Annotated in this window: 25 protein-coding genes; 17 read left to right on the top strand and 8 right to left on the bottom strand. The window is 62.7% G+C overall.

Annotation, left to right across the window (positions count from 1 at the left end):
* The first annotated feature begins 127 nt into the window (after positions 1-127).
* Positions 128-1,033, top strand: a complete 906-nt coding sequence (locus XB14_RS03685; RefSeq protein WP_077960247.1) for a hypothetical protein — start codon at positions 128-130, stop codon at positions 1,031-1,033.
* A 6-nt stretch (positions 1,034-1,039) separates the two neighbouring features.
* Here the strand turns inward: XB14_RS03685 and XB14_RS03680 are convergent, their stop codons facing one another.
* A complete protein-coding gene (locus XB14_RS03680) occupies positions 1,040-1,489 on the bottom strand; it encodes a GatB/YqeY domain-containing protein (protein ID WP_077960246.1) in 450 nt (149 codons plus the stop codon).
* Positions 1,490-1,816: 327 nt separating this feature from the next.
* Here XB14_RS03680 and carA point away from each other — a divergent pair, with 327 nt between their 5' ends.
* A complete protein-coding gene (carA, locus tag XB14_RS03675; RefSeq protein ID WP_077960276.1) occupies positions 1,817-3,022 on the top strand; it encodes a glutamine-hydrolyzing carbamoyl-phosphate synthase small subunit in 1,206 nt (401 codons plus the stop codon).
* Between the two features lie 88 nt (positions 3,023-3,110).
* Here the strand turns inward: carA and XB14_RS03670 are convergent, their stop codons facing one another.
* Positions 3,111-4,001 (bottom strand): LysR substrate-binding domain-containing protein, encoded by an 891-nt coding sequence (locus tag XB14_RS03670; protein WP_077960245.1) that lies wholly within the window; start codon positions 3,999-4,001, stop codon positions 3,111-3,113.
* Positions 4,002-4,116: 115 nt separating this feature from the next.
* Between XB14_RS03670 and XB14_RS03665 the strand changes: the two genes are divergently transcribed.
* Genes XB14_RS03665 through XB14_RS03655 form a run of 3 tightly spaced genes read left to right on the top strand, consistent with a single transcriptional unit; the run spans position 4,117 to position 6,203 of the window.
* Positions 4,117-4,878 (top strand): SDR family oxidoreductase, encoded by a 762-nt coding sequence (locus XB14_RS03665; protein ID WP_077960244.1) that lies wholly within the window; start codon positions 4,117-4,119, stop codon positions 4,876-4,878.
* A gap of 38 nt (positions 4,879-4,916) precedes the next feature.
* Positions 4,917-5,852, top strand: a complete 936-nt coding sequence (locus XB14_RS03660) for an NAD(P)-dependent oxidoreductase (RefSeq protein ID WP_077960243.1) — start codon at positions 4,917-4,919, stop codon at positions 5,850-5,852.
* Positions 5,853-5,897: 45 nt separating this feature from the next.
* On the top strand, positions 5,898-6,203 hold the full coding sequence (locus XB14_RS03655) for a hypothetical protein (RefSeq protein WP_077960242.1): 306 nt from the start codon (positions 5,898-5,900) through the stop codon (positions 6,201-6,203).
* 128 nt (positions 6,204-6,331) lie between these two features.
* Here XB14_RS03655 and XB14_RS03650 read toward each other — a convergent pair whose 3' ends face one another.
* A complete protein-coding gene (locus tag XB14_RS03650) occupies positions 6,332-7,534 on the bottom strand; it encodes a pyridoxal phosphate-dependent aminotransferase (RefSeq protein WP_034788681.1) in 1,203 nt (400 codons plus the stop codon).
* A gap of 162 nt (positions 7,535-7,696) precedes the next feature.
* Between XB14_RS03650 and XB14_RS33065 the strand changes: the two genes are divergently transcribed.
* From XB14_RS33065 to XB14_RS03635, 4 genes are all read left to right on the top strand, one after another.
* Complete coding sequence (locus XB14_RS33065) at positions 7,697-8,023, top strand: hypothetical protein (protein WP_179119512.1); 327 nt, start codon at positions 7,697-7,699, stop codon at positions 8,021-8,023.
* Positions 7,993-10,347, top strand: a complete 2,355-nt coding sequence (locus tag XB14_RS03645; protein WP_077960241.1) for a marine proteobacterial sortase target protein — start codon at positions 7,993-7,995, stop codon at positions 10,345-10,347. The genes XB14_RS33065 and XB14_RS03645 overlap by 31 nt, the downstream gene beginning before the upstream one ends.
* Positions 10,337-11,005, top strand: coding sequence for a class GN sortase (locus XB14_RS03640; protein WP_234803941.1), 669 nt, complete (start codon positions 10,337-10,339; stop codon positions 11,003-11,005). The genes XB14_RS03645 and XB14_RS03640 overlap by 11 nt, the downstream gene beginning before the upstream one ends.
* Positions 11,006-11,089: 84 nt before the next feature.
* Positions 11,090-12,277, top strand: a complete 1,188-nt coding sequence (locus tag XB14_RS03635) for a PQQ-dependent sugar dehydrogenase (protein WP_077960239.1) — start codon at positions 11,090-11,092, stop codon at positions 12,275-12,277.
* A 20-nt stretch (positions 12,278-12,297) separates the two neighbouring features.
* Here the strand turns inward: XB14_RS03635 and XB14_RS03630 are convergent, their stop codons facing one another.
* Positions 12,298-12,729, bottom strand: coding sequence for a hypothetical protein (locus XB14_RS03630; protein WP_077960238.1), 432 nt, complete (start codon positions 12,727-12,729; stop codon positions 12,298-12,300).
* A 172-nt stretch (positions 12,730-12,901) separates the two neighbouring features.
* Here XB14_RS03630 and XB14_RS03625 point away from each other — a divergent pair, with 172 nt between their 5' ends.
* A complete protein-coding gene (locus XB14_RS03625) occupies positions 12,902-13,798 on the top strand; it encodes a DMT family transporter (RefSeq protein ID WP_077960237.1) in 897 nt (298 codons plus the stop codon).
* A 222-nt stretch (positions 13,799-14,020) separates the two neighbouring features.
* On the opposite strand, the gene XB14_RS32445 is transcribed toward XB14_RS03625, so the two are convergent.
* Positions 14,021-14,338: a hypothetical protein gene (locus tag XB14_RS32445; protein WP_143348212.1), complete on the bottom strand. Its 318-nt coding sequence runs from the start codon at positions 14,336-14,338 to the stop codon at positions 14,021-14,023.
* Between the two features lie 141 nt (positions 14,339-14,479).
* On the opposite strand from XB14_RS32445, the gene XB14_RS03620 reads away from it, so the two are divergent.
* Together XB14_RS03620 and XB14_RS03615 are read left to right on the top strand one after the other, a co-directional pair.
* The gene (locus tag XB14_RS03620; RefSeq protein ID WP_034788690.1) at positions 14,480-14,695 is read left to right on the top strand and encodes a cold-shock protein; all 216 of its coding nucleotides are present in this window, start codon (positions 14,480-14,482) and stop codon (positions 14,693-14,695) included.
* 180 nt (positions 14,696-14,875) lie between these two features.
* Positions 14,876-15,322 carry a BA14K family protein gene (locus XB14_RS03615; RefSeq protein ID WP_077960236.1) on the top strand — a complete coding sequence of 149 codons (447 nt, stop codon included), beginning with the start codon at positions 14,876-14,878 and terminating at the stop codon, positions 15,320-15,322.
* Positions 15,323-15,362: 40 nt separating this feature from the next.
* On the opposite strand, the gene XB14_RS03610 is transcribed toward XB14_RS03615, so the two are convergent.
* Together XB14_RS03610 and XB14_RS33060 are read right to left on the bottom strand one after the other, a co-directional pair.
* Complete coding sequence (locus XB14_RS03610; protein WP_077960235.1) at positions 15,363-16,058, bottom strand: MBL fold metallo-hydrolase; 696 nt, start codon at positions 16,056-16,058, stop codon at positions 15,363-15,365.
* Between the two features lie 172 nt (positions 16,059-16,230).
* Entirely contained in the window at positions 16,231-16,395 is a 165-nt protein-coding gene (locus XB14_RS33060) for a hypothetical protein (RefSeq protein WP_179119518.1), read from the bottom strand.
* A 151-nt stretch (positions 16,396-16,546) separates the two neighbouring features.
* Between XB14_RS33060 and XB14_RS03605 the strand changes: the two genes are divergently transcribed.
* Complete coding sequence (locus XB14_RS03605; protein WP_077960234.1) at positions 16,547-17,170, top strand: DUF1236 domain-containing protein; 624 nt, start codon at positions 16,547-16,549, stop codon at positions 17,168-17,170.
* A gap of 318 nt (positions 17,171-17,488) precedes the next feature.
* Positions 17,489-17,755 (top strand): hypothetical protein, encoded by a 267-nt coding sequence (locus XB14_RS03600; RefSeq protein WP_077960233.1) that lies wholly within the window; start codon positions 17,489-17,491, stop codon positions 17,753-17,755.
* 78 nt (positions 17,756-17,833) lie between these two features.
* Here the strand turns inward: XB14_RS03600 and XB14_RS03595 are convergent, their stop codons facing one another.
* Positions 17,834-18,724, bottom strand: coding sequence for a branched-chain amino acid aminotransferase (locus XB14_RS03595; RefSeq protein WP_077960232.1), 891 nt, complete (start codon positions 18,722-18,724; stop codon positions 17,834-17,836).
* Between the two features lie 269 nt (positions 18,725-18,993).
* Here XB14_RS03595 and XB14_RS03590 point away from each other — a divergent pair, with 269 nt between their 5' ends.
* Genes XB14_RS03590 through XB14_RS03580 form a run of 3 tightly spaced genes read left to right on the top strand, consistent with a single transcriptional unit; the run spans position 18,994 to position 21,634 of the window.
* A complete protein-coding gene (locus XB14_RS03590; protein WP_077960231.1) occupies positions 18,994-19,473 on the top strand; it encodes a MarR family winged helix-turn-helix transcriptional regulator in 480 nt (159 codons plus the stop codon).
* A 45-nt stretch (positions 19,474-19,518) separates the two neighbouring features.
* Complete coding sequence (locus tag XB14_RS03585) at positions 19,519-20,220, top strand: response regulator (RefSeq protein WP_060606771.1); 702 nt, start codon at positions 19,519-19,521, stop codon at positions 20,218-20,220.
* A 31-nt stretch (positions 20,221-20,251) separates the two neighbouring features.
* Entirely contained in the window at positions 20,252-21,634 is a 1,383-nt protein-coding gene (locus XB14_RS03580) for an ATP-binding protein (protein WP_077960230.1), read from the top strand.
* Positions 21,635-21,662 lie beyond the last annotated feature (28 nt).

Genomic DNA, 21,662 nt, shown 5'->3' with positions numbered 1-21,662 from the left:
AACGGGAAGCGCAACCCCATCGTTCAATTTTCAGTTGAGTATGAATGTTTTCTAAAGACCAAAAGTAGCGCTTGACACCCCCTGACCGAAAAGCATCAATTCGCCGTCTCGAATTGGATCACTTGCCATGGCCATTTCCGTCAAAGTGCTCGCTTCCAGTCCGGCCTTCTTCACCGCGGTGCTGAGCTACGCGCGCGGCATGGTGGAGATGTATGCGGCAAATCCGCGGCTCGCATCGATCTTTGCCTCGCAGCAGCGCTGGCTGATGGCCCAATCCGGGCTTGCCCTCTATCACGACCGCGATCCGGATGACCCGTCGAGCGGCCTCTATAGCGGCCGCTTCATCAACTATGCCGTCATGCATGAGATCGCCAGCCGCAACACCGCAGCTTCCTTCGTGCAGGAAATGGTCGCCTACCGCTTCGCCCGTTACATCTCGGTGCAACCCGACAAGCGCAGCCGGCCGCTCGAACCCACGGAGGCGGCACTCGACTATGTCTGGAAGTGGATGCAATCCCATCTCGCCATCCTCGACGCCTTCGATGGCCAGTCGCGGCTGGCGCGGCTGGACGAGGCGCAGGACCAATTCGGCCGGTTGCAGGCCGCCGTCGCCCATGCGCTGGTCGGCAACGATACCGTCCGTCGCCCGGGCCCGACCTTCGACCTTTTCACCTGGGTCAATTCCGGCGGCGTGGTGATGGACGATCTGTTCTCGCGCATCGGCGCCTTCGATCCCGAGGCGGAGCGTTTCGCCATCGGCCCGATTTCACCCGGCGACCTCAGCGAACGCTTCATCATCTCCAAGACCCACCTCAAGCGGATCTTCGACAAGGCGGCCCTCTTGGGCAATATGGGGTGGGAGCGGACGCCCGGACGCGGCGCGGTCTGGCTGTCGAAAGCCTTCATCCGCGAATACTGGGACTATCAGGCGGAGAAGTTCGCGCTGATCGATCGCGCATTCGAAGCGACGTTTCCGGCGAAAGCCGAGGTGGCGACGCCCGTCGTATCGCAACGGGCGCCAGCACTGACTTGAGCGAAACTACTTGAGCAGTTCCTTCACCACGCCGGAGGCCTTGGCGAAGTCCATCTGGCCGGGATAGCGCTCCTTGAGCACGTTCATGCACTTGCCCATATCACGCAGGCCATGTGCGCCGGTTTCGGCGATGACCGAGGCGCAGAGTTCCTTCACCTTTGCTTCCGGAAGCTGGGCCGGCAGGAACTGGTTGATGATGACGATTTCCTCACGCTCCTGCGCGGCAAGCTCCGGCCGGCCGGCGTCGTCGTAGATACGAGCCGATTCTTCGCGCTGCTTGATCATCTTGGCGAGGATCTGCAGGATGTCGTCATCGCTGACCGGGTCCTTGCCGAGGCCCCGATTGGCAATATCCCGATCCTTGATCGCCGCCTGGATCAGCCGCACGGTCGAGGTACGCCGTGCGTCCTTGGCTTTGAGGGCTTCCTTCAGTGCGTTAGCGAACAGGTCGCGCATGTCCATACTCCATGTCGAAACCGGCCCGCGGTGCTCTGCCCGGAACCGGCTCGAAACCATTATTGTTGTCGTCGTCTTAAACCACTGTGACAGGCGCAATCAAACGGAATACGCAACTGATTGAATTATAAGGAACTTTATTTCCCGACAATTCACAGCGGCCGGTTGACCCGGCTAAGCGCTTTGGGTATTTTCCCGCACCTGCACAACATCGGCATGAGAGCACTTTTCCGCGGGGTTTCCGCGCGTCCATGCCTGAGCACAGAAATGGCGATCAACCGCCGGGCTTTCAAGCCCCGCGCTTCGCGCCGCAACGGGATAGGAACGATGACCGCGACACCCGCATGGACCACTGAAAAACCAACCGCACTGCTCGTTCTGGCCGACGGCACCGTGATCGAGGGCAAGGGCATCGGCGCGACCGGCAAGGTGCAGGCGGAAGTCTGCTTCAACACCGCGCTCACCGGCTACCAGGAAATCCTGACGGACCCCTCCTATCTCGGCCAGATCGTTACCTTCACCTTCCCGCACATCGGCAACATCGGCGCCAATGACGAGGACATCGAAGACCTGACGCCGGCAGCCCGCCACGGCGCGGTCGGTGTCATCTTCAAGGCCGACATCACCGAGCCGTCGAACTACCGCGCCGCCAAGCACCTCGATGCCTGGCTTAAGGCCCGCGGCATCATCGGCCTCTGCGGCATCGACACCCGGGCACTCACCGCCTGGATCCGCGAACACGGCATGCCGAACGCCGTCATCGCCCACGATCCCTCTGGTGTCTTCGACATCGACACGCTGAAGGCCGAAGCCAAGGCCTGGAGCGGGCTTGAAGGCCTCGACCTCGCCAAGGTCGCGACCTCCGGCCAGTCGTCGCGCTGGGACGAGAAGCCCTGGGTCTGGGACGAAGGCTATTCGACGCTCGGCGAAACCGATGCCGCCTACCACATCGTGGCGCTCGACTATGGCGTGAAGCGCAACATCCTGCGCCTCTTCGCCGGCCTCAACGCCCGCGTCACGGTCATGCCGGCCTCGACCAGCGCCGATCAGGTACTGGCTCAGAAGCCCGACGGCATCTTCCTGTCGAACGGCCCGGGCGACCCGGCGGCAACCGGCGAATATGCCGTGCCGGTCATCCAGGATCTCTTGAAGACCGACATCCCGGTCTTCGGCATCTGCCTCGGCCATCAGATGCTGGCGCTGGCGCTCGGCGGCAAGACCGAGAAGATGCACCAGGGCCACCACGGCGCCAACCACCCGGTCAAGGATCACACCACGGGCAAGGTCGAGATCGTCTCGATGAACCACGGCTTCGCGGTTGATTCGAAGTCGCTGCCGGAAGGCGTTGAAGAGACTCACATTTCGCTCTTCGACGGCACCAATTGCGGCCTGCGCGTCGACGGCAAGCCGGTCTTCTCGGTGCAGCACCACCCGGAAGCCTCCCCCGGCCCGCAGGACAGCCACTATCTCTTCCGCCGCTTCATGAACCTCGTGCGCGAGAAGAAAGGCGAACCGGCACTCGCGGAGCGTTGAGCGCCCGACCGACCGAGACAAGCTTCCAAGGCCCGCTCCGAGCGGGCCTTTTCTTTTTGAGCATACACGCCTTCGCTGCCGCCCAGCCTCACTCTCCTGGCAGATGCGTGACGATGAAGTCGACGACGGCGCGAACCGACGGCAGTTGCCCGCGCCGATGCGGCATCAACAGCGTCGTCGTCACGCTGCCCGCCTCCCAACCAGCAAGCACACGCACAAGACTTCCGGCCTCGATTGCCGCCCGACAGATCTTTCTCGGCAACGCGGTGATGCCAAGGCCGGAGATGGCGGCCTCGAGCAACACGTTGGATTCGTCTGCGAGGAACCGCGGCATGGGACGCACTCTGACGACCACGCCCGCGTCGTTGCGCATCGTCCATCCCTCCGATGTCAGGGAGGCCAGCAGCCCGTCGTGGCGCGAAAGGTCGCTCGGTTCGCGCGGGTGCCCGCGATTTTCCAGGTAGGCGGGTGCAGCCACGAGCAGGATGGCATCGTTTGCCACCCGCCGCTGCACCATGCCGGAATCGGGCAACGGTGCGAAGTGATCGCGCACCGCAATGTCGAAGCCCTCCTGCACCACATCGACGAAACGGTCCGTCGCGTGCAGCATCACCCGCATCTTGGGATAGGTCTGCGCCAGCGGCGGCAGCAGCCCCGCCAACATCATCTGCGCCGTCGGCACCGAGGCGGTGATCCTGACCGTGCCGCTCGGTTCGGCAAGGCGTCCCTTGACGATGGCTTCGGCCGCCTCCGCCTCTATCAACATCGCCGAGGCATGCCGGTAGAAATCCTCGCCGATCTCCGTCACGGTGAAGCGACGCGACGTTCGGTTGATCAGCCGGACACCAAGCGTCTTTTCCAGCTCGGCCACGCGCTTGCTCAGCGTCGATTTCGGCACGTTCAGCGCCCGCGCCGCCGGCGCGAAGCCTTTGTGATCGACCACATGGGCAAAGACGATGAAGTCGTTGAGATTGCGCATCGCGGCCTCCAATGTCTACAAGCGTGAACGATACATCCACGTTTGCCCGCCTTACGCAACATCGTCCATGAAATTATCTCTTCTCCATCGAAGCCTGATATCGAAGGAAGAGACAATGGGTATCTATAAAGACAAGAAAGCCGTCGTCATCGGCGGCACGCATGGCATGGGTCTGGCGACGGTCGAGAGGCTGGTCGACGGCGGCGCCGAGGTGCTTTTGACCGGAAACAACGAAGAGAACCTCGCCCGGATCCAGCAGCGCTTCGGCGACCGCGTTCATGCGGTAAAGTCAGATATCGCCGATCTCGGCGAGATCGCTGTCCTCGGGGCGACGGTCGGGCAGAAGCTGGGTTCGATCGATCTCCTGCACGTCAACGCCGGCACATCGCTGCTCGAGCCCTTCGACCAGGTGACGGAAGCCTCCTACGATCGCCAGTTCACCATCAACACCAAGGGCGCCTTCTTCACCGTTCAGCGGCTGGCGCCGCTGATCCGCGACGGCGGCTCGATCGTCTTTACCTCGTCGGTTGCCGATGTCGGCGGCCATCCGGGAATGGCGGTCTATAGCGGCAGCAAGGCGGCACTGATCTCGTTTGCCTCCGTCTTTGCCGCCGAGCTTCTGCCGCGCGGTATAAGGGTCAACTCGGTCAGCCCCGGCTTCATCGATACGCCGACCAAGGGCGTGGCGGGCGTCACCGATGCGGAACGTGCCGAGTTCAAGGCGCTCGGCGATGCGATCACGCCGATGGGCCGCAACGGCACGGCGGACGAAGTCGCCCGCGCCGTGCTGTTCCTCGCCTTCGATGCCACCTTCACCACCGGCGCCCGCCTCACCGTCGACGGTGGCCTCGGCCAGCAATTGTCGCCGGCGGCCTGAAGCGGGCCTGAGCGGGGAACCACGAGCGGAGAAACACGATGTCCAAATCCATCTCCATCATCGGCCTCGGCGCCATGGGCACGGCGCTTGCCAAAACCCTCATCGACGCGGGCGATACCGCCACCGTCTGGAACCGTACGTCCGCGCGGGCCGATGCGCTGGTTGCCCGCGGCGCTCGCCGGGCAGCAACGGTCGCCGAGGCCATTGCGGCCAGCGATGTCCTCATCCTGTGCCTCACTGACTACGCCGCCGTCGAAACGACGCTGGCAGATGTTGGCACCGCGATTGCCGGCAAGACAGTCGTCAATCTCACCAATGGTCGTCCGCACGAAGTCCGGGCGATCGCCGCCAGGCTTGCTGGATATGGCGCGCGCTATCTCGACGGCGGCATCATGGCGACGCCGCCGATGATCGGCACGCCGCACGCCTTCGTTCTCTATAGCGGCGATCGCGCTGCATTCGGGGATGCCGGGGAACAGCTCGCTGCCTTCGGCCAAAGCCACTATCTCGGCGAGGATCCTGTTCTCGCCGCGGTCAGCGACCTCGCCTTGCTGTCGGCGATGTACGGTCTCTTCGGCGGCTATCTGCACGCAACGGCGCTCGCCGGCAGCGTCGGCTTCACCGCGAAGCAGTTCCTGCCGCTGGTCGAGCCCTGGCTTGCCGCGATGATGACGGCGCTGCCTGATTATGCCGAACGGATCGACAGCGGCGACCACAGCCGCGACGTGATGTCGAACCTCTCGATGCAATCGGTGGCGATCACCAACATCGTTGCCGCAAGCCGCAGCCTGGGCATCGATCCGGCCTTCATGGAGCCGATCGAAAGGCTGGCAAAAAAGCGCCTCGCCGCCGGTTTTGGCAGCGACGAGGCCTCCGGCCAAGTGCGCGCCGATGATGCTCTCCAATGCGCCGCAAGCAAACAACAAGCAGATGGCCCGCGGTCGAAACGCCGCGGGCCATCTGCTTGTTGTTGACCCTCGGCCACCCTTCGCGCATCCTCACCGCAACTGGAGGTGACGATGATTACAGGTCCACAGTGCCGCGCCGCCCGGGCGCTGATCGAAATTTCGCGCGAAATGCTTTCAAGCTTTTCCGGCATCGACGAGGACACGATCCTCAGGTTCGAACGCAAGCTGGAGAAACCCGGCGATGCGGTCATCCTGTCGCTCAAGCATGCGCTCGAAAATGCCGGCGCGGTGTTTCTGCCGGAGGGCGAACGCGGCATCGGCGTGCGGCTGAAGTTCACCCGTTCGGAGGCCCGTCGCCTGTCCATCCTCGAAAGCGAGGGTGGCATCGTTGGCGACGATGAGGTTCCCGGCGCCTGAGAATGAAACCTGATTTCAAGGCTTTAGCCGGCTGACTTGAATCAGTATAGCCAACGGTTGAATCGCTTTGCGAACGAAAAAACCCGCCGTTGCCGGCGGGTTCTTTTTTGAAAGACGGTCGCCCGCGCTTATTTGCAGGCGGCGCAGAAGCGCTGGATGCGGCGGCAGGCTTCCTCGAGCTGGGCTTCCGAGGTCGCATAGGAGATGCGGAAGTTCGGGCCGAGGCCGAAGGCCGAACCGTGGACGACGGCGACGCCTTCGGATTCCAGCAGTTCCGACACGAAGTCTTCGTCCGTCTCGATGACCTTGCCCGACGGCGCGGTCTTGCCGATCAGGCCGGCGCAGGACGGATAGACGTAGAAGGCGCCTTCCGGCGTCGGGCACGAGATGCCCTTGGCCTGGTTCAGCATCGACACCACGAGATCGCGACGGCCTTCGAAGATCTTCTTGTTTTCGGGAATGAAGTCCTGCGTGCCGTTCAGCGCCTCGACGGCCGCCCACTGCGCGATCGACGTGGCACCCGAGGTCTGCTGGCCCTGGATCATGTCCATGGCCTTGATCAGCTGAAGCGGGCCGGCGGCGTAGCCGATGCGCCAGCCGGTCATGGCATAGGCCTTGGAGACGCCGTTCATCGTCAGCGTGCGGTCATAGAGGCCGGGCTCGACTTCGACCGGGGTCGCGAACTTGAAGTCGCCATAGGTCAGGTGCTCGTACATGTCGTCGGTGAGGATCCAGACATGCGGGTGCTTCATCAGCACATCGGTCAGCGCCTTGAGCTCGGCATGGCTGTAGGCGGCACCCGACGGGTTGGACGGCGAGTTGAAGATGAACCACTTGGTCTTCGGCGTGATCGCCTTGTCCAGATCTTCGGCCTTGAGCTTGAAGTTGTTTTCCTGCTTGGTCGAGACCGTGACCGGCGTGCCGCCGCAAAGCGCCACCATTTCCGGGTAGGAGACCCAGTAGGGTGCCGGGATGACGACTTCATCGCCAGCGTTCAAGGTCGCCATGAAGGCGTTGAAAAGAATCTGCTTTCCGCCGGTGCCGACGATCGTCTGGGCGGCGGTGTAGTCGAGGTTGTTCTCGCGCTTGAACTTCTTGGCGATCGCTTCGCGCAGTTCCGGAATGCCGGAGACCGGCGTGTACTTCGTCTCGCCGCGATTGATCGCGTCGATGGCGGCCTTCTTGATATTGTCGGGCGTATCAAAGTCCGGCTCCCCGGCGCCAAGGCCGATGACATCGCGGCCTTTCGCTTTCAGCTCACGGGCTTTCTGCGAAACGGCGATGGTGGCGGAAGGCTTTACACGGGAAAGGGCATCGGCAAGGAAGGCCATGGGTGAAGGTCCTGATCGTTTCGAGACGAGGTGATCGCTACGGAACGAAAAGGCAGGCTCCATAGCGGTTAGGTCTATGTCGAAAGACGCCCGGTCTTGCAAGCGCCGGATAGGCAAAAACGCCGCAAATGCGGGAAAAACGCGTCACCATGACAAAGTTTCATGAGTACGATCAGCGCTATCGATCATCCGGAGATATTCGCACGAGCCTGCCGAGCGCGTCCGGCACCCCGCGAGCGACGCTGCCGCAGCCCCTTGAACGGCCACGATTCATGTCAGCCAGAAACGGTTGGTGATCTCGATTTATTCAAAAAAATCAGCGCAATCCCGCAATTTTTCAAATGCCATAATTTAGCCATCACAACTGTCGCGGACCGCCGCAATTCCGTCCAGCAACAGCCGGTTTCCGGGCTTCTCCTTCGATCATCCGAACACATTCGCATTACGGGGGTTATGCAATGTTTCTCGACGACGAAATCGCTTCAATGAAGACACGGCAGAGCGAGGCGCGCTGGGGCATGTACCTCGCGCTCGCGGCCCTTGCCGCCTGCATCCTGATGTTCATCGGCCTGATGACCCAGGCGAAAGCAGAAACGACCAGCGCCAAGCCTCAGCAGATGGCGGGATACGTTCGCCCCAACGACATCGGCACCGGCGCCCTGCTCTTCCCGTCGAAGGAACCGGGCTTTTTCGTCGAGGCGCTGAGGCTCGCAACCGACGTCCAGATCGACGTCAACGGTCCGATCATGCGCACCCGCGTCACCCAGCGCTTCGAGAACCCGAGCAAGGGCTGGGTCGAAGGCACCTATGTCTTTCCCCTGCCCGAGGATTCGGCCGTCGACACGCTGAAGATGCAGATCGGCGACCGCTTCATCGAAGGCCAGGTGAAGCCGCGCCAGGCCGCCAAGGAAATCTACGAACAGGCGAAGGCCGAGGGCAAGAAGGCGGCCCTGCTCGAACAGCAGCGCCCGAACATCTTCACGAACCAGGTCGCCAATATCGGCCCCGGCGAGACGATCGTTATACAGATCGAATACCAGAGCGCAGTCCGCCAATCGAACGGCCTCTATTCGCTGCGTTTCCCCATGGTGGTGGCACCCCGCTACAACCCGCAGCCGATCGTTCAGACCGTCGATCTCGACAGCCGCACCGGTTATGCCGTCAGCGATCCGGTTCCCGATCGCGAGAAGATCGAAGCGCCGGTTCTCGACCCCAAAGAGAACGCCAGGATCAATCCCGTCACGCTGACGGTGAACCTCAAGGCAGGCTTCCCGCTCGGCGAGGTGAAATCCGGCTACCACGGGGTCGATATCGCCAGTCTCGACGATCTCAGCCGTCGGGTGACGCTGAAAGGCGACAGCGTGCCGGCCGACCGCGACTTCGAGCTCACCTGGCAGGCGATCGAGGGCAAGAGCCCCTATGCCGGGCTTTTCCGGGAGACGGTCGGCGGCAAGACCTATCTGCTCTCCTTCGTCACGCCACCAGTTGCCGCAAGCGCAGCCGATACCAAGCCCGTCAAGCGCGAGGTCGTCTTCGTCATCGACAATTCCGGCTCCATGGCCGGCCCTTCGATGGAGCAGGCCAAGGAGAGCCTTGCGCTCGCGATCTCCAGGCTGAAGCCCGAGGACCGCTTCAACGTCATCCGCTTCGACGACACCATGTCTGTGCACTTCCCTGAGCTCGTCGAGGCGATGCCGGACAAACGGGAGGATGCGATCGCCTATGTTCGCGGGCTGACGGCCGATGGCGGAACGGAAATGCTGCCGGCGCTGGAAGCAGCACTTCGCACGCAAGGGCCGGTTCAGGCCGGCGCGCTTCGCCAGGTGGTCTTCCTGACCGATGGCGCGATCGGCAACGAGACGCAGCTTTTCGACGAGATCCAGAAGAACCGTGGCGACGCCCGCGTCTTCACCGTCGGCATCGGCTCGGCACCCAACAGCCACTTCATGACCAAGGCGGCCGAATATGGCCGCGGCACCTTCACGCTGATCGGTTCGGAGAGCGAGGTCGCCGCGCGCATGGGCGAGCTTTTCACCAAGCTCGAGAGCCCCGCAATGACCGATATCTCCGCAAGCTTCGAGGGGGCTTCCGCCGGCGACCTCACGCCGAACCCGATGCCCGACCTCTATCGCGGTGAACCTGTCGTGCTGACGGCCGAACTCGATGGCACGCAGCCGCAAGGCAAGCTGCAGATCCTCGGCAAGGCCGGCGACCAGCCCTGGCGGGTCGAGATGGACATCGCCAAGGCTTCGACCGGTCAAGGCATTGCCAAGCTCTGGGCGCGCCGCAAGATCGACGACCTCGAAGCGAGCGCATCGACGATTGCCGACCCGGACACGCTCGACAAGCGGATCGAGACGGTGGCGCTCGCTCACCATCTCGTCTCCCGCGTCACCAGCCTCGTCGCCGTCGATGCGACGCCCTCGCGCCCCGCAGGCGAGAACCTGAGCGAGACGAAACTGCCGCTCAACCTTCCGGCCGGCTGGGATTTCGGTAAGGTCTTCGGCGAAGCCCCTGTCGAGACTGTCCCCGGTAAAGTCGACGAACGCGACGCCGCGCTCGAAAGCCGGACCAAGCTTGCGATGGTCACGGCCGATCGCATGCTGGCGGCACCGACGGCGCGGGCCGCTGGTCTGATCGCCGAAGCCAACAACCAGGTGTCTCTGCCGCAGACGGCAACGGAAGCCGACAAGCAGATCCTGATCGGCCTGATGCTGCTCGCCTTTGCCCTCTTGGCCGGCACGACCTTCGTCTTCTGGCGCGCACCGATCGCCGCCGTCGTGCTTTCGGGAGTACGCCACCGTGGCCGCTGAGAAGGAACAGTCCGAGCCACGCCCGGGCTTTCTCGCCCGCCTCTCGGCGGCCGAAACGGTCGTGCTCGCGCTCATCGCCCTCATTGCCCTTGCCGGTCTGCTTTTGGTCGGCAAGGGCTTCTACATCAAGGCGAAGGCCGAGGTCTCGCAGGTGCTGTTGAAACGCACCTTCGAAGCACAGCTGCACGGCAGCCCGGATGGCAAGCCCTGGCCCTGGGCCGATTTTCAGACAGCCGCAGAAATCTCCGCGCCACGGATCAACCGCTCGGCGGTCGTGCTCGAAGGCGCAAGCGGCGAAGCGCTTGCCTTCGGGCCCGCCTGGCTGACGACGACGCCACTGCCCGGCGACGAGGGCACCTCGGTCATTGCCGCCCACCGCGACACGCATTTCCGCTGGCTGAAGGACGTCAACCCCGGCGACCTGCTGGTACTGACGCGCAAGGACGGCCGCCGCTTCCTGTTTCGGGCTGGCGAAAGCCGCGTTGCCCGCTGGGACGAAAGCGGCATCAATGCGTCCGCCACCGGCCACCACCTGGCGCTCGCCACCTGCTGGCCCTTCGACGCGATCGAGCAGGGTCCGATGCGCTACATCGTCGATGCCGAGCTCATCGGCGAACAGCGCCCGGTGCCGCTGACGACAAGCTCGATCTCGAAATAAACCGCTTTTGATCGGAAGTGACTTGAACCGCTCCGCCGATCGCCCCAGCTTGCCTGCTGGACGAGTCGGCGCGGGAGAAACGGAATGCGGCAAGCGGGCCCTGGAACATCGGGACGAGCGGACAAACGGTCGGTCAAGGTCGCCATCCTGGCGATCTCCGTCGCTCTGGCAGCGCTTGCCCCTTCGGGCGCCGGGGCACAGGAAGCCCGCGAATTCCCGAGCGAGCACGGCACCCTGCGCGTCGAGACGCTCGCGACCGGCCTTGAACACCCCTGGTCCGTCGAGGCCCTTCCCGATGGCGGCCTGATCGTCAGCGAGCGCCCGGGACGGATCCGGATCGTGCGCGACGGCAAGGTCTCGAAGCCGCTGACCGGCGTGCCCAAAGTTGCCGAACGCGGCCAGGGCGGCCTGCTCGACATCGCGCTCGATCCCGGTTTTGCAGAGAACAGAACGCTCTACCTGACGATGGCTGCCAACGGCAAAGGCGGCTACGGCACCGCCGTCGTAAGGGCGAAGCTCGCCGCCGACGCAACTGGCCTCACCGACGTCAAGGAACTCTTCCGGATGAGCAAGTTCACCGGCAAGGGCCAGCATTTCGGCTCGCGCATCGCCATCGCCCCCGATGGCAGCCTGTTCTTCGGCATCGGCGACCGCGGCCAAGGCGAGCGGGCCCAGGATCCGCGCGATCATGCCGGCGCCATCCTACACATCAATGCCGACGGCAGCATTCCCGGATCCAACCCCTATCGCGGCGGCACCGGCGGTCTGCCGGAGATCTGGTCGAAAGGCCACCGCAATCCTCAAGGCATCGCCTTCGATCCGAAGGACGGCACGCTTCTGACGGTCGAGCACGGCGCGCGCGGTGGCGACGAGATCAACAATCCGAAGGCCGGCCACAATTACGGCTGGCCCGTCATCACCTACGGCAAGGACTATTCCGGCGCCGAGATCGGCGAAGGCACAGCGAAAGAAGGCCTCGACCAGCCGCTCTTCTATTGGGATCCCTCGATCGCGCCCGGCGCGCTTGCCATCTATCGCGGCAGGATGTTTCCCGAATGGGACGGCGACCTTCTGGTGGCGGCACTGAAGTACCAGTTGCTGGCGCGGCTCGAGCGCGACGACAGCGGTGCCATCGGCTCCGAGGAGCGGCTGTTCGACGGTGAGTTCGGCCGCATCCGCGACGTGGTCGTGGCGCCCGACGGCGCCCTGCTGATGGTGACGGACGAGGAAGACGGCGCCGTGCTCAGGGTCTCCAGGGCGGCGACGCAATAGGCGACGCCTGCCACCGACGCTCACGAAAGCCGGTCGCGAACCTCACGCCGAAACATGAACTTCAGCCCGGACCAGACGGCATCGACAGCGCAAACCTTCACGTCGACGAGCCCCAGCGGCAGGAAAATCTCGCGCAAAACGTCCTCCGTCAGCGTCGTCGTCCGCTTCGACGCCTTCTTCGGCCAGGAGACCCACAGCATGCCGTCCGGCTTCAGCCTCGCAGCCAGCTTCGGCGCAAGCTGCTCCAATGCCGATCGCTCCGTTTCGAAGATATGCGCATAGTCGACGTCGCGCGTGGCCACCGTGCCGATCGCCGTCTCGCAAGCCCGATAGCCGGTGAACCCGCTGATCGCATCGAGCCCGGATGGAATCCCGAGAAGCAGGGCCTGCTGCCCGTCCTTCAGTCCCAGCTTGCGCCCGAGCGGCGTGCCGGAATAGCCGGCATCGCTCATGGTCGCCGATCTCCGATGGGTGATAGGAGCTGAGCCCCCTCCTCGCCGCCCTCTCCCAGCGCCGCATCGCCGACCGTTTTCATCGCAACCAACTCCGCCCAAACTTGGCGACGATGAGCCTTGCCCGGCGAAAACGCAACTGCTAGACGCGCCTGTCCGAGGAGAGAACGACATGCCGCGCATTCAGGCCAATCTGCTGCTTTTGATTTCAGGCGCCATCTGGGGCGCCGGCTTCGTTGCACAGTCGACGGCGATGGATGCGATCAGCCCGCTCTGGTTCATCGCGCTGCGCTTTGCGATCGCGACACTGGTCGCCATGCCCTTGGCCATCATCGAAACGAAACGCGCGGCCGAGCCGCTCAAGCTGGCGACAGTCCGCAACTTCATCTTCATCGGCCTGGCGCTCTTTGCCGGTGCGGTCACGCAGCAATACGGCCTGCTCGACACCAGCGTCACCAATTCCGGTTTTCTGACCGGCCTTTACGTCGTCTTCGTCCCCGTGCTGATGGTCGTCTTCCTGCGCCGCAAGCCGCATTGGATCATCTGGCCGGGCGCGCTGATGGCGCTGTTCGGCATTTTCCTGTTGAGCGGCGGCACCCTGTCGGCGCTGACGGGTGGCGACTACCTAACGGTTGTCTGCGCCCTGTTCTGGGCGGTGCAGATGCTGCTCATCGGCCTGTTCGCGCCGAGCAGCGGCCGGCCGATGCTGTTGTCGATGACGCAGTTTGCCGTCTGCGCCGTGCTTGGATCCGTCCTTGCCGTCACGACAGAGCCGCTGAGCTTCGCCGCCATCGAGGGCGCGCTCTTCGAGATCCTCTATGCCGGCATCTTTTCGAGCGGTCTGGCCTTCATTCTTCAGGTCGTCGGGCAGCGCTACACGACGGCGCCGCAGGCCGCGATCTTCCTGTCGAGCGAAGCGCTCTTTGCCGCCCTCTTCGGCGTCCTCCTGCTTGGCGAAGTCATCACCCCGATCGGTTATGCCGGCTGCGCCATCATCTTTGCCGCCATGCTGACGGTCGAAATCGTGCCGGAATTGACCAAAGGCCGCCGCGCCGTGGCCCCTGCCTGAGGGCACCTCAAGAAACTATAAGCACCCGCCGCCAAGACGCTGGACTGCAGCTTTACTTGCTATTGCTCGGGGCAACAGACCCGTTGCTTCGCGACGAAGGCATGGCTTTGCCCGACGTTTTCGGCCCGCGCCGATAGCTATAGATTTTCTGCAAGAATTCCACGTAAGAAACAGCCGACGTGAGAAGCCTCAAACATATCAGGGAGTTGCCGACGGCACGCATCATAAGCTTTTGGCCTGCTTTACGAGCGACACACGGGAAATCGGCGAAAACCACTCAATTTTGCAGCAATTGTTTTCAAAAAGCTGTGATTTCAACAGCTTGCGATATATTTTGCGCGGCGCCCCGCAAAGCCGCAAATGACCGATTTTTGAGCAATGACAAGACGCAATACCAATCCCGAAAAGTTTTGCTTGCCAATTCAAAATAAACCCATCAATCTTACTTCCGTTCGGGCAATCTGCGAACACGGGAAGATCTTGAAATAAAAGCGGGCCGGAGACGCAAAAACTCCGGGCGGCCAGACCGATGGGGAGCATGGTGATGTGACCCTTCCAATGGCTGGCTGCGGTAACCAGGACCCTTTCCTCAAACGTCGAGAACTGCCTGCCAACGCCCATTTGGGCAAAACTGCAATGCTGCCCGTCCGTCAAACGGGTGGAGAGAAAAGGACCTGACGCATGGCCGAAACTGGCACTGTAAAATTCTTCAACACCGACAAGGGCTTTGGTTTCATCAAGCCTGACAACGGTGGTGCAGATATCTTCGTACACATTTCCGCAGTCCAGGCCTCCGGCCTGACCGGTCTGACGGAAAACCAGAAGGTAAGCTTCGACACCGAACCGGATCGCCGCGGCAAGGGCCCGAAGGCGGTCAACCTGCAGATCGCCGGCTAACGCCGCAGTCTGCTGACAGATTCCAAGTTGAAGCCCGGCATATTTGCCGGGTTTTTTTTGTTTTCGATCCGGCGGAATGTGCCGGTCTCCTTGTTCAGGCTCCGTTCAGTTTGGCGCCGTTAACCTTCCTCCCATCATGAAGTCCGGGTTGATCCGGTCCATGCGAAGGATTGAAGCCAAATGAACAAGTTCATCAAAGCCGCCGTTCTCTCGATCGCCGCAGCCGCTATGGTCATCCCGACCTTTGGCGCCGCCGAGGCAGGCGGCCGGCATCACCACAACAACGACGATGCATGGGCAGCAGGCGCAGCGGGTCTCGTTGCCGGCGCCCTGATCGGCGGCGCGATCGCCTCGCAGCCGCGCTACAATGGCGGTTACAACGAGCGCGTCTACATCGATCCGGAACCGGAATACGACTACTACGAACCGCGTCCGGTCTATCGCCCTCGCCCGGTCTACCAGGCACGCCCGGTTGTCGTCGACAGCTACGGCGGCGGCTACCGCTCGCTCGAGCCTTGGACCCCGTCCTGGTACCGTTACTGCTCGCAGCGTTACCGCTCGTTCAACCCGGATAGCGGCACCTTCCGCGGCTACGACGGTCGCAGCTACTTCTGCACCGCCGGCTGATCAGGCCTGCAGCCAAGAAATCAAAGAAAACGCAAGGCTCTCACGAGCCTTGCGTTTTTTCATTCCGGGCTGTCGGTGCGACCTGCTCCGGCGGGGTGAGACCACGCAGATAGGGATTGGTGCGGCGCTCCTCGCCGATCTGGCCGCCCGGGCCGTGGCCGCAGATGAAGCCGACGCTGTCGCCGAGCGGCAGGATCTTGTCGCGGATCGAATCGAGCAGTTGCTGGTGATTGCCGCCCGGCAGGTCGGTGCGGCCGATCGAGCCGTGGAACAGGACGTCGCCGACATGGGCGAAATTCTGTACCCGATTGAAGTAGACGACGTGGCCGGGCGCATGGCCCGGGCAATGCAGGACCTCGAAGACGTGGTCGCCGAAGGAGACGGTGTCGCCTTCTTCGAGCCAGCGATCGGGAACGACGTTCTGGACCTTCATCGCCAGGCCGAAGCGCTCGGCCTGGTTTTCGAGCCTTTCGAGCAGCGGCAGGTCGTCCTTGTGCGGGCCGATGATATCGAGCCCGAGCGCGTCCTTCAGTTCCTTGGCGCCGCCGGCATGGTCAATATGGCCATGGGTGATCCAGATCGCCTTCAGCGTGATGCCGTTTTCGCGGATGGTCTGCAGGATGAGATCGACATCGCCACCGGGATCGACGATCACGCCTTCCTTGGTCTCGCTGTCGAACAGCACGGTGCAGTTCTGCTCGAAATGGGTAACCGGGATGATGCCCGCCTGTAACATGCGCGTCTGCCTCTCTAGAGCATGTCGCGCAAAAGTGTGGGAGCGGTATTGCGATAACGACATGCGATAAATCAGGAACCTAAAGCGTAGGAAGCGAATCTGGAAGATCGCAACGCGCTTTAGGTTCTCGTGATCTTCCTATAGCGGCAATTGGCGGCGGTGACAGAGCCAATCAGCGAAGCGAGGCTATTTGCGGCGAAGGCAGCTGCGGCGCCGGCCACTGCACGGTGGTCATCAAAAGCGCTGAAATCGCAATCTCCGCGGCAACGACGATCCGCACGACCGGTTTGAGACCGCGCGCGGCGGCATTGTGCTGATCCGGCTGAGCATTCTGCATTTTTGTCCCCTCTCCCGTTGCCTGTTCTCCTGGCGTGTCCTGCCCTCGGCAACGGCTGGAGAATGTCACAGCGTCATATTTCGTGACGTTCCCGGGGGAACATCCGTGCGCTTGCCGGCGTTTGGCCCTCGTCAATATAAGGAGAAACACAATGGTGAAGCTTACCCGCCCCCTGTTGCGAGCCGCTGCGGCCGCGGGTTTGGTGTTGGCGATCGGTACGCCGTCCGCCTTTGCAGCCATGACCGCGACCACGGTGACGGACCTCAACATCCGTACGGGTCCGGGCCCTCAATATCCGACGGTCGGCCTTGCAGCCCGCGGCAGCACCGCGATCATCGACGGCTGCATCGAAGGCAGCAAGTGGTGCCGCATCGACGTCGGCGGCGTGCGCGGCTGGGTCTACGCCCAGTATCTGACGACGGATCTTGGCGGTTCGGCCGTCGTGGTCCAGGAACGCCGCAGCGACCTGGCCATTCCCGCCGTCACCTACGAAGCGCAGCCCAATGACCCCGTCATCGTCAGCAGCGGCGACGAATTGATCGGCCCGGTCGAACAGATCGACCCGATCGTGCCGCCGGACAATGTACGGACCTACATTACCTCCAACCCCGGCGAGACCATCTATCTCGATGGCGAAGTCGTCGTCGGCGCCGAACTGCCGCAGACCGTGACCGTTCAGCGCGTGCCCGACTACAGCTACGACTATGTCAGCATCAACGGCCAGCCCGTTCTGGTCGAGCCGGCAACGCGACGCATCGTCTACGTCTACCGCTAACAGCCGATACCTCCGGCAGCCATTCGGTTGCCGGAGTGCACTGATGCGACTGCCTTACCCTCCCTCGTCCTCCCGACGGTACGAATCAACAGTTGCAAGCGATGCCTCCAGCCGCTCGCAGCGCCCGCGTCATTTCGCGCTTTGCCTGTAAGAGGCGGCCTGCGCCTAAAATCGAGCCATTTCAATTGGTTAGGAAGCAGGCGCCGGGGCGGTTTTTAGCTCAAATTGACAATAGTCCAGAATAGGCTTCAACCTATTGATGCCGGATCATCGGCTTTTAGTGGCCCGTCCACGACGAGCCACGACACGGAGGGATCAATGGAAGCATTAATGCCTATCATTACCCAATTGATCGCGGGGGCGGCCGGCGGCAACGCGGCCAGCGCACTATTGAAGCAGCAGGCATTCGGTGTCGTCGCACGGACCATCGTCGGCGCAATCGGGGGCCTGGGCGGCGGGTTCCTCATCCAGATGCTCGGCGGCGAAGCAGCCGCGACCGGACTTGCCATGCAAGCCATCGGCGGCCTTGTCGGCGGCGGCGTGTTGAGCGGCATCGTCGGGCAGTTCTTGGGGAAGACCGCCTAACTCCGCGATCAAATCCGTAGCAAGACGAAAGGCGGCCGATGGCCGCCTTTTCTGCATTCGAGACAGTTGTGGATGCCGTTACTCGGCCGCCGCAGCAACCGGGTAGACTTCCTTCATGTAGTCGTTCATCAGCGTTTCTGAGATCGTCGCCGGCGTGAAGCGGTAAGGACCGATTTCGGAAACCGGCGTCACTTCGGCGGCAGAGCCGGTCAGGAAGCACTCGGTGAACCCGGACAGTTCCTCCGGCATGATCGTCCGCTCAACCACCTCATAGCCGCGGCGCTTGGCAAGCTCGATCACCGTGCGGCGGGTAATGCCGTCGAGGAAGCAATCCGGCACCGGTGTGTGGATGACGCCGTCCTTGACGAAGAAGATGTTGGCGCCGGTGGCTTCCGCCACGCGGCCGCGATAATCGAGCATCATCGCATCCGCATAGCCCTTGGCCTCGGCCGCGTGCTTGGAGATGGTGCAGATCATGTAGAGGCCGGCGGCCTTGGACTTCGACGGCGCCGTCTGCGGATCGGGGCGGCGATATTCGGCTATGTCGAGCCGGATGCCCTTGAGCTTCTCGGCCGGGTTGAAGTAGCTGCCCCACTGCCAGATGGCGATGGCGACATTGATGCGGTTGTTCTGCGCCGAAACGCCCATGCTCTCGCTGCCGCGCCACGCGATCGGCCGCACATAGGCCTCGGAGAAGCCCTGCCGTTTCAGCAGCTCGACGCTGGCGGCATCCAGTTCTTCCACCGAATAGGGAATCTTGAAGCCGAGGATCTCGGCGGACTGATGAAGGCGCTGGTTGTGCTCGTTCAGCTTGAAAATGCGCCCGCCATAGGCGCGCTCGCCCTCAAAGACCGCGCTGGCATAGTGCAGGCCGTGGGTCAGCACGTGAATCTTGGCATCCTTCCACGCGACGAACTCGCCGTTGAACCAGATCTGTCCGTCCAACTGATCAAAAGGAACCGCTGCCATGGTGTCATCCTCCGGCGCATGCGCGCCATTCTTAGTTGATTATCGTCCTGCTTTCAGTCTATCGGCAAACTGATTGAGGGAAAATTCAATTTCGTGATTTTGGATTTGCGATCGGAACGGCACGGCATATCCTTTCCAGATGTTGCCAATGCCAAATGTCTCGCTTACCGAGCATGGACGCTAATGCTATGGTAAAAATATGTCAACAAAGCTGACATATTTTTTCGAAAGTTTCGCAAGTTGCAATCAGGCTGAAAGGAAATGACCGCGTGGCCGGCCAATCCAAAGAGAACACCCGGTATCTGAGCGATGCCGCCGCCGATGACGATACGATCGATTTCGAGATCATCGAGCTGCTCTTCTTCGCCTATCGCGACTTCACCTCCGACCCGGACGCGATCCTTGAAAAGAGCGGCTTCGGGCGGGCGCACCACCGCGTCGTGCACTTTGTCGACCGGGAACCCGGCATGACGGTCGCCGATCTCCTGGATACGCTGAAGATCACCAAACAGAGCCTGGCCCGGGTGCTGAAGCAACTGATCGATTCCGGCTATATCCGCCAGGAAACCGGCCCTGAAGACCGGCGCCAGCGCATGCTCTATACGACGGAGGAAGGCCAGGCGCTGGCGCGTGCGCTTGCCGAGCCACAGTCCCGCCGCATAGCCGATGCATTGGCAAGAACCGGTCCGGGCGCGCGCGAAACGGTCAAGCGCTTTCTTGCCGGTATGAAGAACAACGCCGCAGACTGAGACCCGCCTTAGCGCGGGTCTGGCCTGCAACTTGGGAAGCGTGGAATGACGACAAAAGCGACTGTCTCGGACGATGCGGCTCACCTTCTGGTCGTCGACGACGACCGGCGCATCCGCGATCTGCTCAACCGCTACCTGGTCGAACAGGGCTTTCGTGTGACGACCGCGTCTGATGCGGACGAAGCCCGCCGCAAGCTCGTCGGCCTCGACTTCGACCTTTTGATCGTCGATGTGATGATGCCCGGCGAAAGCGGCATCTCGCTCACCCAAAGCCTCAGGCAGATCAAGACCGTGCCGATCCTGATGCTGACGGCGCTGGCGGAATCGAACTCGCGCATCGAGGGCCTCGAGGCCGGCGCCGACGACTATCTGTCAAAACCCTTCGACCCGCGCGAACTGGTGCTTCGCATCAACAATATCCTGCGCCGCAACCAGCCGACCCAGGCCCCCAAGGTCGACCAGGTCATCTTCGGCCCCTATACCTTCTCGGTGGTGCGCAAGGAGCTCAGGCGGGGCGCCGATCACATCCGCCTGACGGACCGCGAGCAGGAAATCATGACACTCTTCTCACAGCGCGCCGGTGAAACGATCCCGCGCCACGAACTGATCGGCGACGATGCCGAAGTCGGTGAGCGCACGATCGACGTGCAGATCAATCGCCTGCGCCGCAAGATCGAGGATGACCCGTCCAACCCCGTCTGGCTGCAGACGGTGCGCGGCATCGGCTACCGGCTGAGCGTGGACTGAAGTGGCAGCCTTCCGATGAGCACGGCAAACCATGGCAAGCTTTGACGGCATAGAACAAGGAACGACAGGGGCGAACGACAACGCCTGGAGGCGTTTCACCCGCTGGCTGCGCCGTCGCCTGCCCATGGGGCTTTATGCCCGCTCGCTGCTGATCGTCATCATTCCCATGGTGCTCCTGCAGTCGGTTGTCGCCTTCATCTTCATGGAGCGCCACTGGCAGCTGGTGACGCAGCGCCTGTCGGCCGCTGTCACCGGCGACATCGCGGCGATCGTCGATCTCATCGACACTTTCCCCGCCGACCGTGACATCTCCGAGATCATTCGCATCGCCCGCGAACAGCTCGATCTCAGCATCTCCGTGGATCCGCCCGGAGAACTGCCGCCGCCGCGCCCCAGCCCCTTCTTCGAAATCCTCGACCAGATCCTCGGCGAAGAGATTTCCAACCAGGTCCGCCGCCCCTTCTGGATCGATACGGTCGGCAACTCCAAGCTCGTCGAGATCCGCATCAAGCTCGATGATGGCCGCATCCTGCGCGTCTATGCACGGCGCAACCAGGCCTATGCATCGAACACCCACATCTTCCTCGTCTGGATGGTCGCTGCATCGCTGGTGCTGCTCACGATCGCGGTCCTGTTCCTGCGTGGCCAGATCCGCCCGATCCTGGCCCTGACCAAGGCGGCCGAAAGCTTCGGCAAGGGCCAGAAGATCGACGACTTCGCACCCCGTGGCGCCGACGAAATCCGCCGCGCCGGCCTCGCCTTCATCCAGATGCGCGAGCGCATCGAGCGCCAGATCGAGCAGCGCACCGCAATGCTGACCGGCGTCAGCCACGACCTTCGAACCATCCTCACCCGATTCAAGCTGCAACTGGCGCTCGCCGGCAACAACCCCGACCTCGAAGGCCTGAACCAGGACGTCGAGGACATGCAGAACATGCTGGAAGGCTATCTGGCCTTTGCCCGTAGCGAGGCGGAGGAGGATGTCGGCCAGCTCAAGCTCAGCGACCTCATGGCCCGGCTTGCGACGGAAGCGGAGCTGCGCGGCAAGACGCTCACCACCTCCATCGAGGGCGAGGACGAGGTTCGCGTGCGCCCGAACGCCTTCACCCGTCTCGTCGCCAATATCGCCTCCAACGCCTACCGCTACGCCAACACCGTCAAGATCGATGCGCGCCACAGTGCCAAGTGGCTGACGATCACCGTCGACGATGACGGTCCGGGCATTCCCGAACGTTCGCGCGAAGATGTGTTCAAGCCGTTCTTCCGCCTCGACGAGGCCCGCAACCTCGACAGCTCCGGCACCGGCCTTGGGCTGGCGATCGCCCGCGACATCGCCCGCAGCCACGGCGGCAACGTCACGCTTGGCGACAGCCCGCTCGGGGGCTTGAGGGCAACGGTGCGCGTACCGGCTTGACGTTCCCGCCCGGACCGGCCACTGCTCG

It is taken from the genome of Ensifer adhaerens, from assembly GCF_002007205.1.
GTDB classification, from domain to species: Bacteria; Pseudomonadota; Alphaproteobacteria; order Rhizobiales; family Rhizobiaceae; genus Ensifer; species Ensifer adhaerens_D.
This window is presented reverse-complemented; position numbering and strand designations above follow the sequence as displayed.

What these genes read in the sequence shown, in the direction of transcription:
- XB14_RS03670 (WP_077960245.1), bottom strand. Translation starts at nt 4,001, where the DNA reads ATGCGCAATCTCAACGACTTCATCGTCTTTGCCCATGTGGTCGATCAC.
- XB14_RS03655 (WP_077960242.1), top strand. Translation starts at nt 5,898, where the DNA reads ATGATTACAGGTCCACAGTGCCGCGCCGCCCGGGCGCTGATCGAAATT.
- XB14_RS03605 (WP_077960234.1), top strand. Translation starts at nt 16,547, where the DNA reads ATGGTGAAGCTTACCCGCCCCCTGTTGCGAGCCGCTGCGGCCGCGGGT.
- XB14_RS03650 (WP_034788681.1), bottom strand. Translation starts at nt 7,534, where the DNA reads ATGGCCTTCCTTGCCGATGCCCTTTCCCGTGTAAAGCCTTCCGCCACC.
- XB14_RS03595 (WP_077960232.1), bottom strand. Translation starts at nt 18,724, where the DNA reads ATGGCAGCGGTTCCTTTTGATCAGTTGGACGGACAGATCTGGTTCAAC.
- XB14_RS03630 (WP_077960238.1), bottom strand. Translation starts at nt 12,729, where the DNA reads ATGAGCGATGCCGGCTATTCCGGCACGCCGCTCGGGCGCAAGCTGGGA.
- XB14_RS03660 (WP_077960243.1), top strand. Translation starts at nt 4,917, where the DNA reads ATGTCCAAATCCATCTCCATCATCGGCCTCGGCGCCATGGGCACGGCG.
- XB14_RS03625 (WP_077960237.1), top strand. Translation starts at nt 12,902, where the DNA reads ATGCCGCGCATTCAGGCCAATCTGCTGCTTTTGATTTCAGGCGCCATC.
- XB14_RS03600 (WP_077960233.1), top strand. Translation starts at nt 17,489, where the DNA reads ATGGAAGCATTAATGCCTATCATTACCCAATTGATCGCGGGGGCGGCC.
- XB14_RS03680 (WP_077960246.1), bottom strand. Translation starts at nt 1,489, where the DNA reads ATGCGCGACCTGTTCGCTAACGCACTGAAGGAAGCCCTCAAAGCCAAG.
- XB14_RS03620 (WP_034788690.1), top strand. Translation starts at nt 14,480, where the DNA reads ATGGCCGAAACTGGCACTGTAAAATTCTTCAACACCGACAAGGGCTTT.
- XB14_RS03585 (WP_060606771.1), top strand. Translation starts at nt 19,519, where the DNA reads ATGACGACAAAAGCGACTGTCTCGGACGATGCGGCTCACCTTCTGGTC.
- XB14_RS03635 (WP_077960239.1), top strand. Translation starts at nt 11,090, where the DNA reads ATGCGGCAAGCGGGCCCTGGAACATCGGGACGAGCGGACAAACGGTCG.
- carA (WP_077960276.1), top strand. Translation starts at nt 1,817, where the DNA reads ATGACCGCGACACCCGCATGGACCACTGAAAAACCAACCGCACTGCTC.
- XB14_RS03615 (WP_077960236.1), top strand. Translation starts at nt 14,876, where the DNA reads ATGAACAAGTTCATCAAAGCCGCCGTTCTCTCGATCGCCGCAGCCGCT.
- XB14_RS32445 (WP_143348212.1), bottom strand. Translation starts at nt 14,338, where the DNA reads ATGCTCCCCATCGGTCTGGCCGCCCGGAGTTTTTGCGTCTCCGGCCCG.
- XB14_RS03645 (WP_077960241.1), top strand. Translation starts at nt 7,993, where the DNA reads ATGTTTCTCGACGACGAAATCGCTTCAATGAAGACACGGCAGAGCGAG.
- XB14_RS33065 (WP_179119512.1), top strand. Translation starts at nt 7,697, where the DNA reads ATGAGTACGATCAGCGCTATCGATCATCCGGAGATATTCGCACGAGCC.
- XB14_RS33060 (WP_179119518.1), bottom strand. Translation starts at nt 16,395, where the DNA reads ATGCAGAATGCTCAGCCGGATCAGCACAATGCCGCCGCGCGCGGTCTC.
- XB14_RS03580 (WP_077960230.1), top strand. Translation starts at nt 20,252, where the DNA reads ATGGCAAGCTTTGACGGCATAGAACAAGGAACGACAGGGGCGAACGAC.
- XB14_RS03665 (WP_077960244.1), top strand. Translation starts at nt 4,117, where the DNA reads ATGGGTATCTATAAAGACAAGAAAGCCGTCGTCATCGGCGGCACGCAT.
- XB14_RS03685 (WP_077960247.1), top strand. Translation starts at nt 128, where the DNA reads ATGGCCATTTCCGTCAAAGTGCTCGCTTCCAGTCCGGCCTTCTTCACC.
- XB14_RS03610 (WP_077960235.1), bottom strand. Translation starts at nt 16,058, where the DNA reads ATGTTACAGGCGGGCATCATCCCGGTTACCCATTTCGAGCAGAACTGC.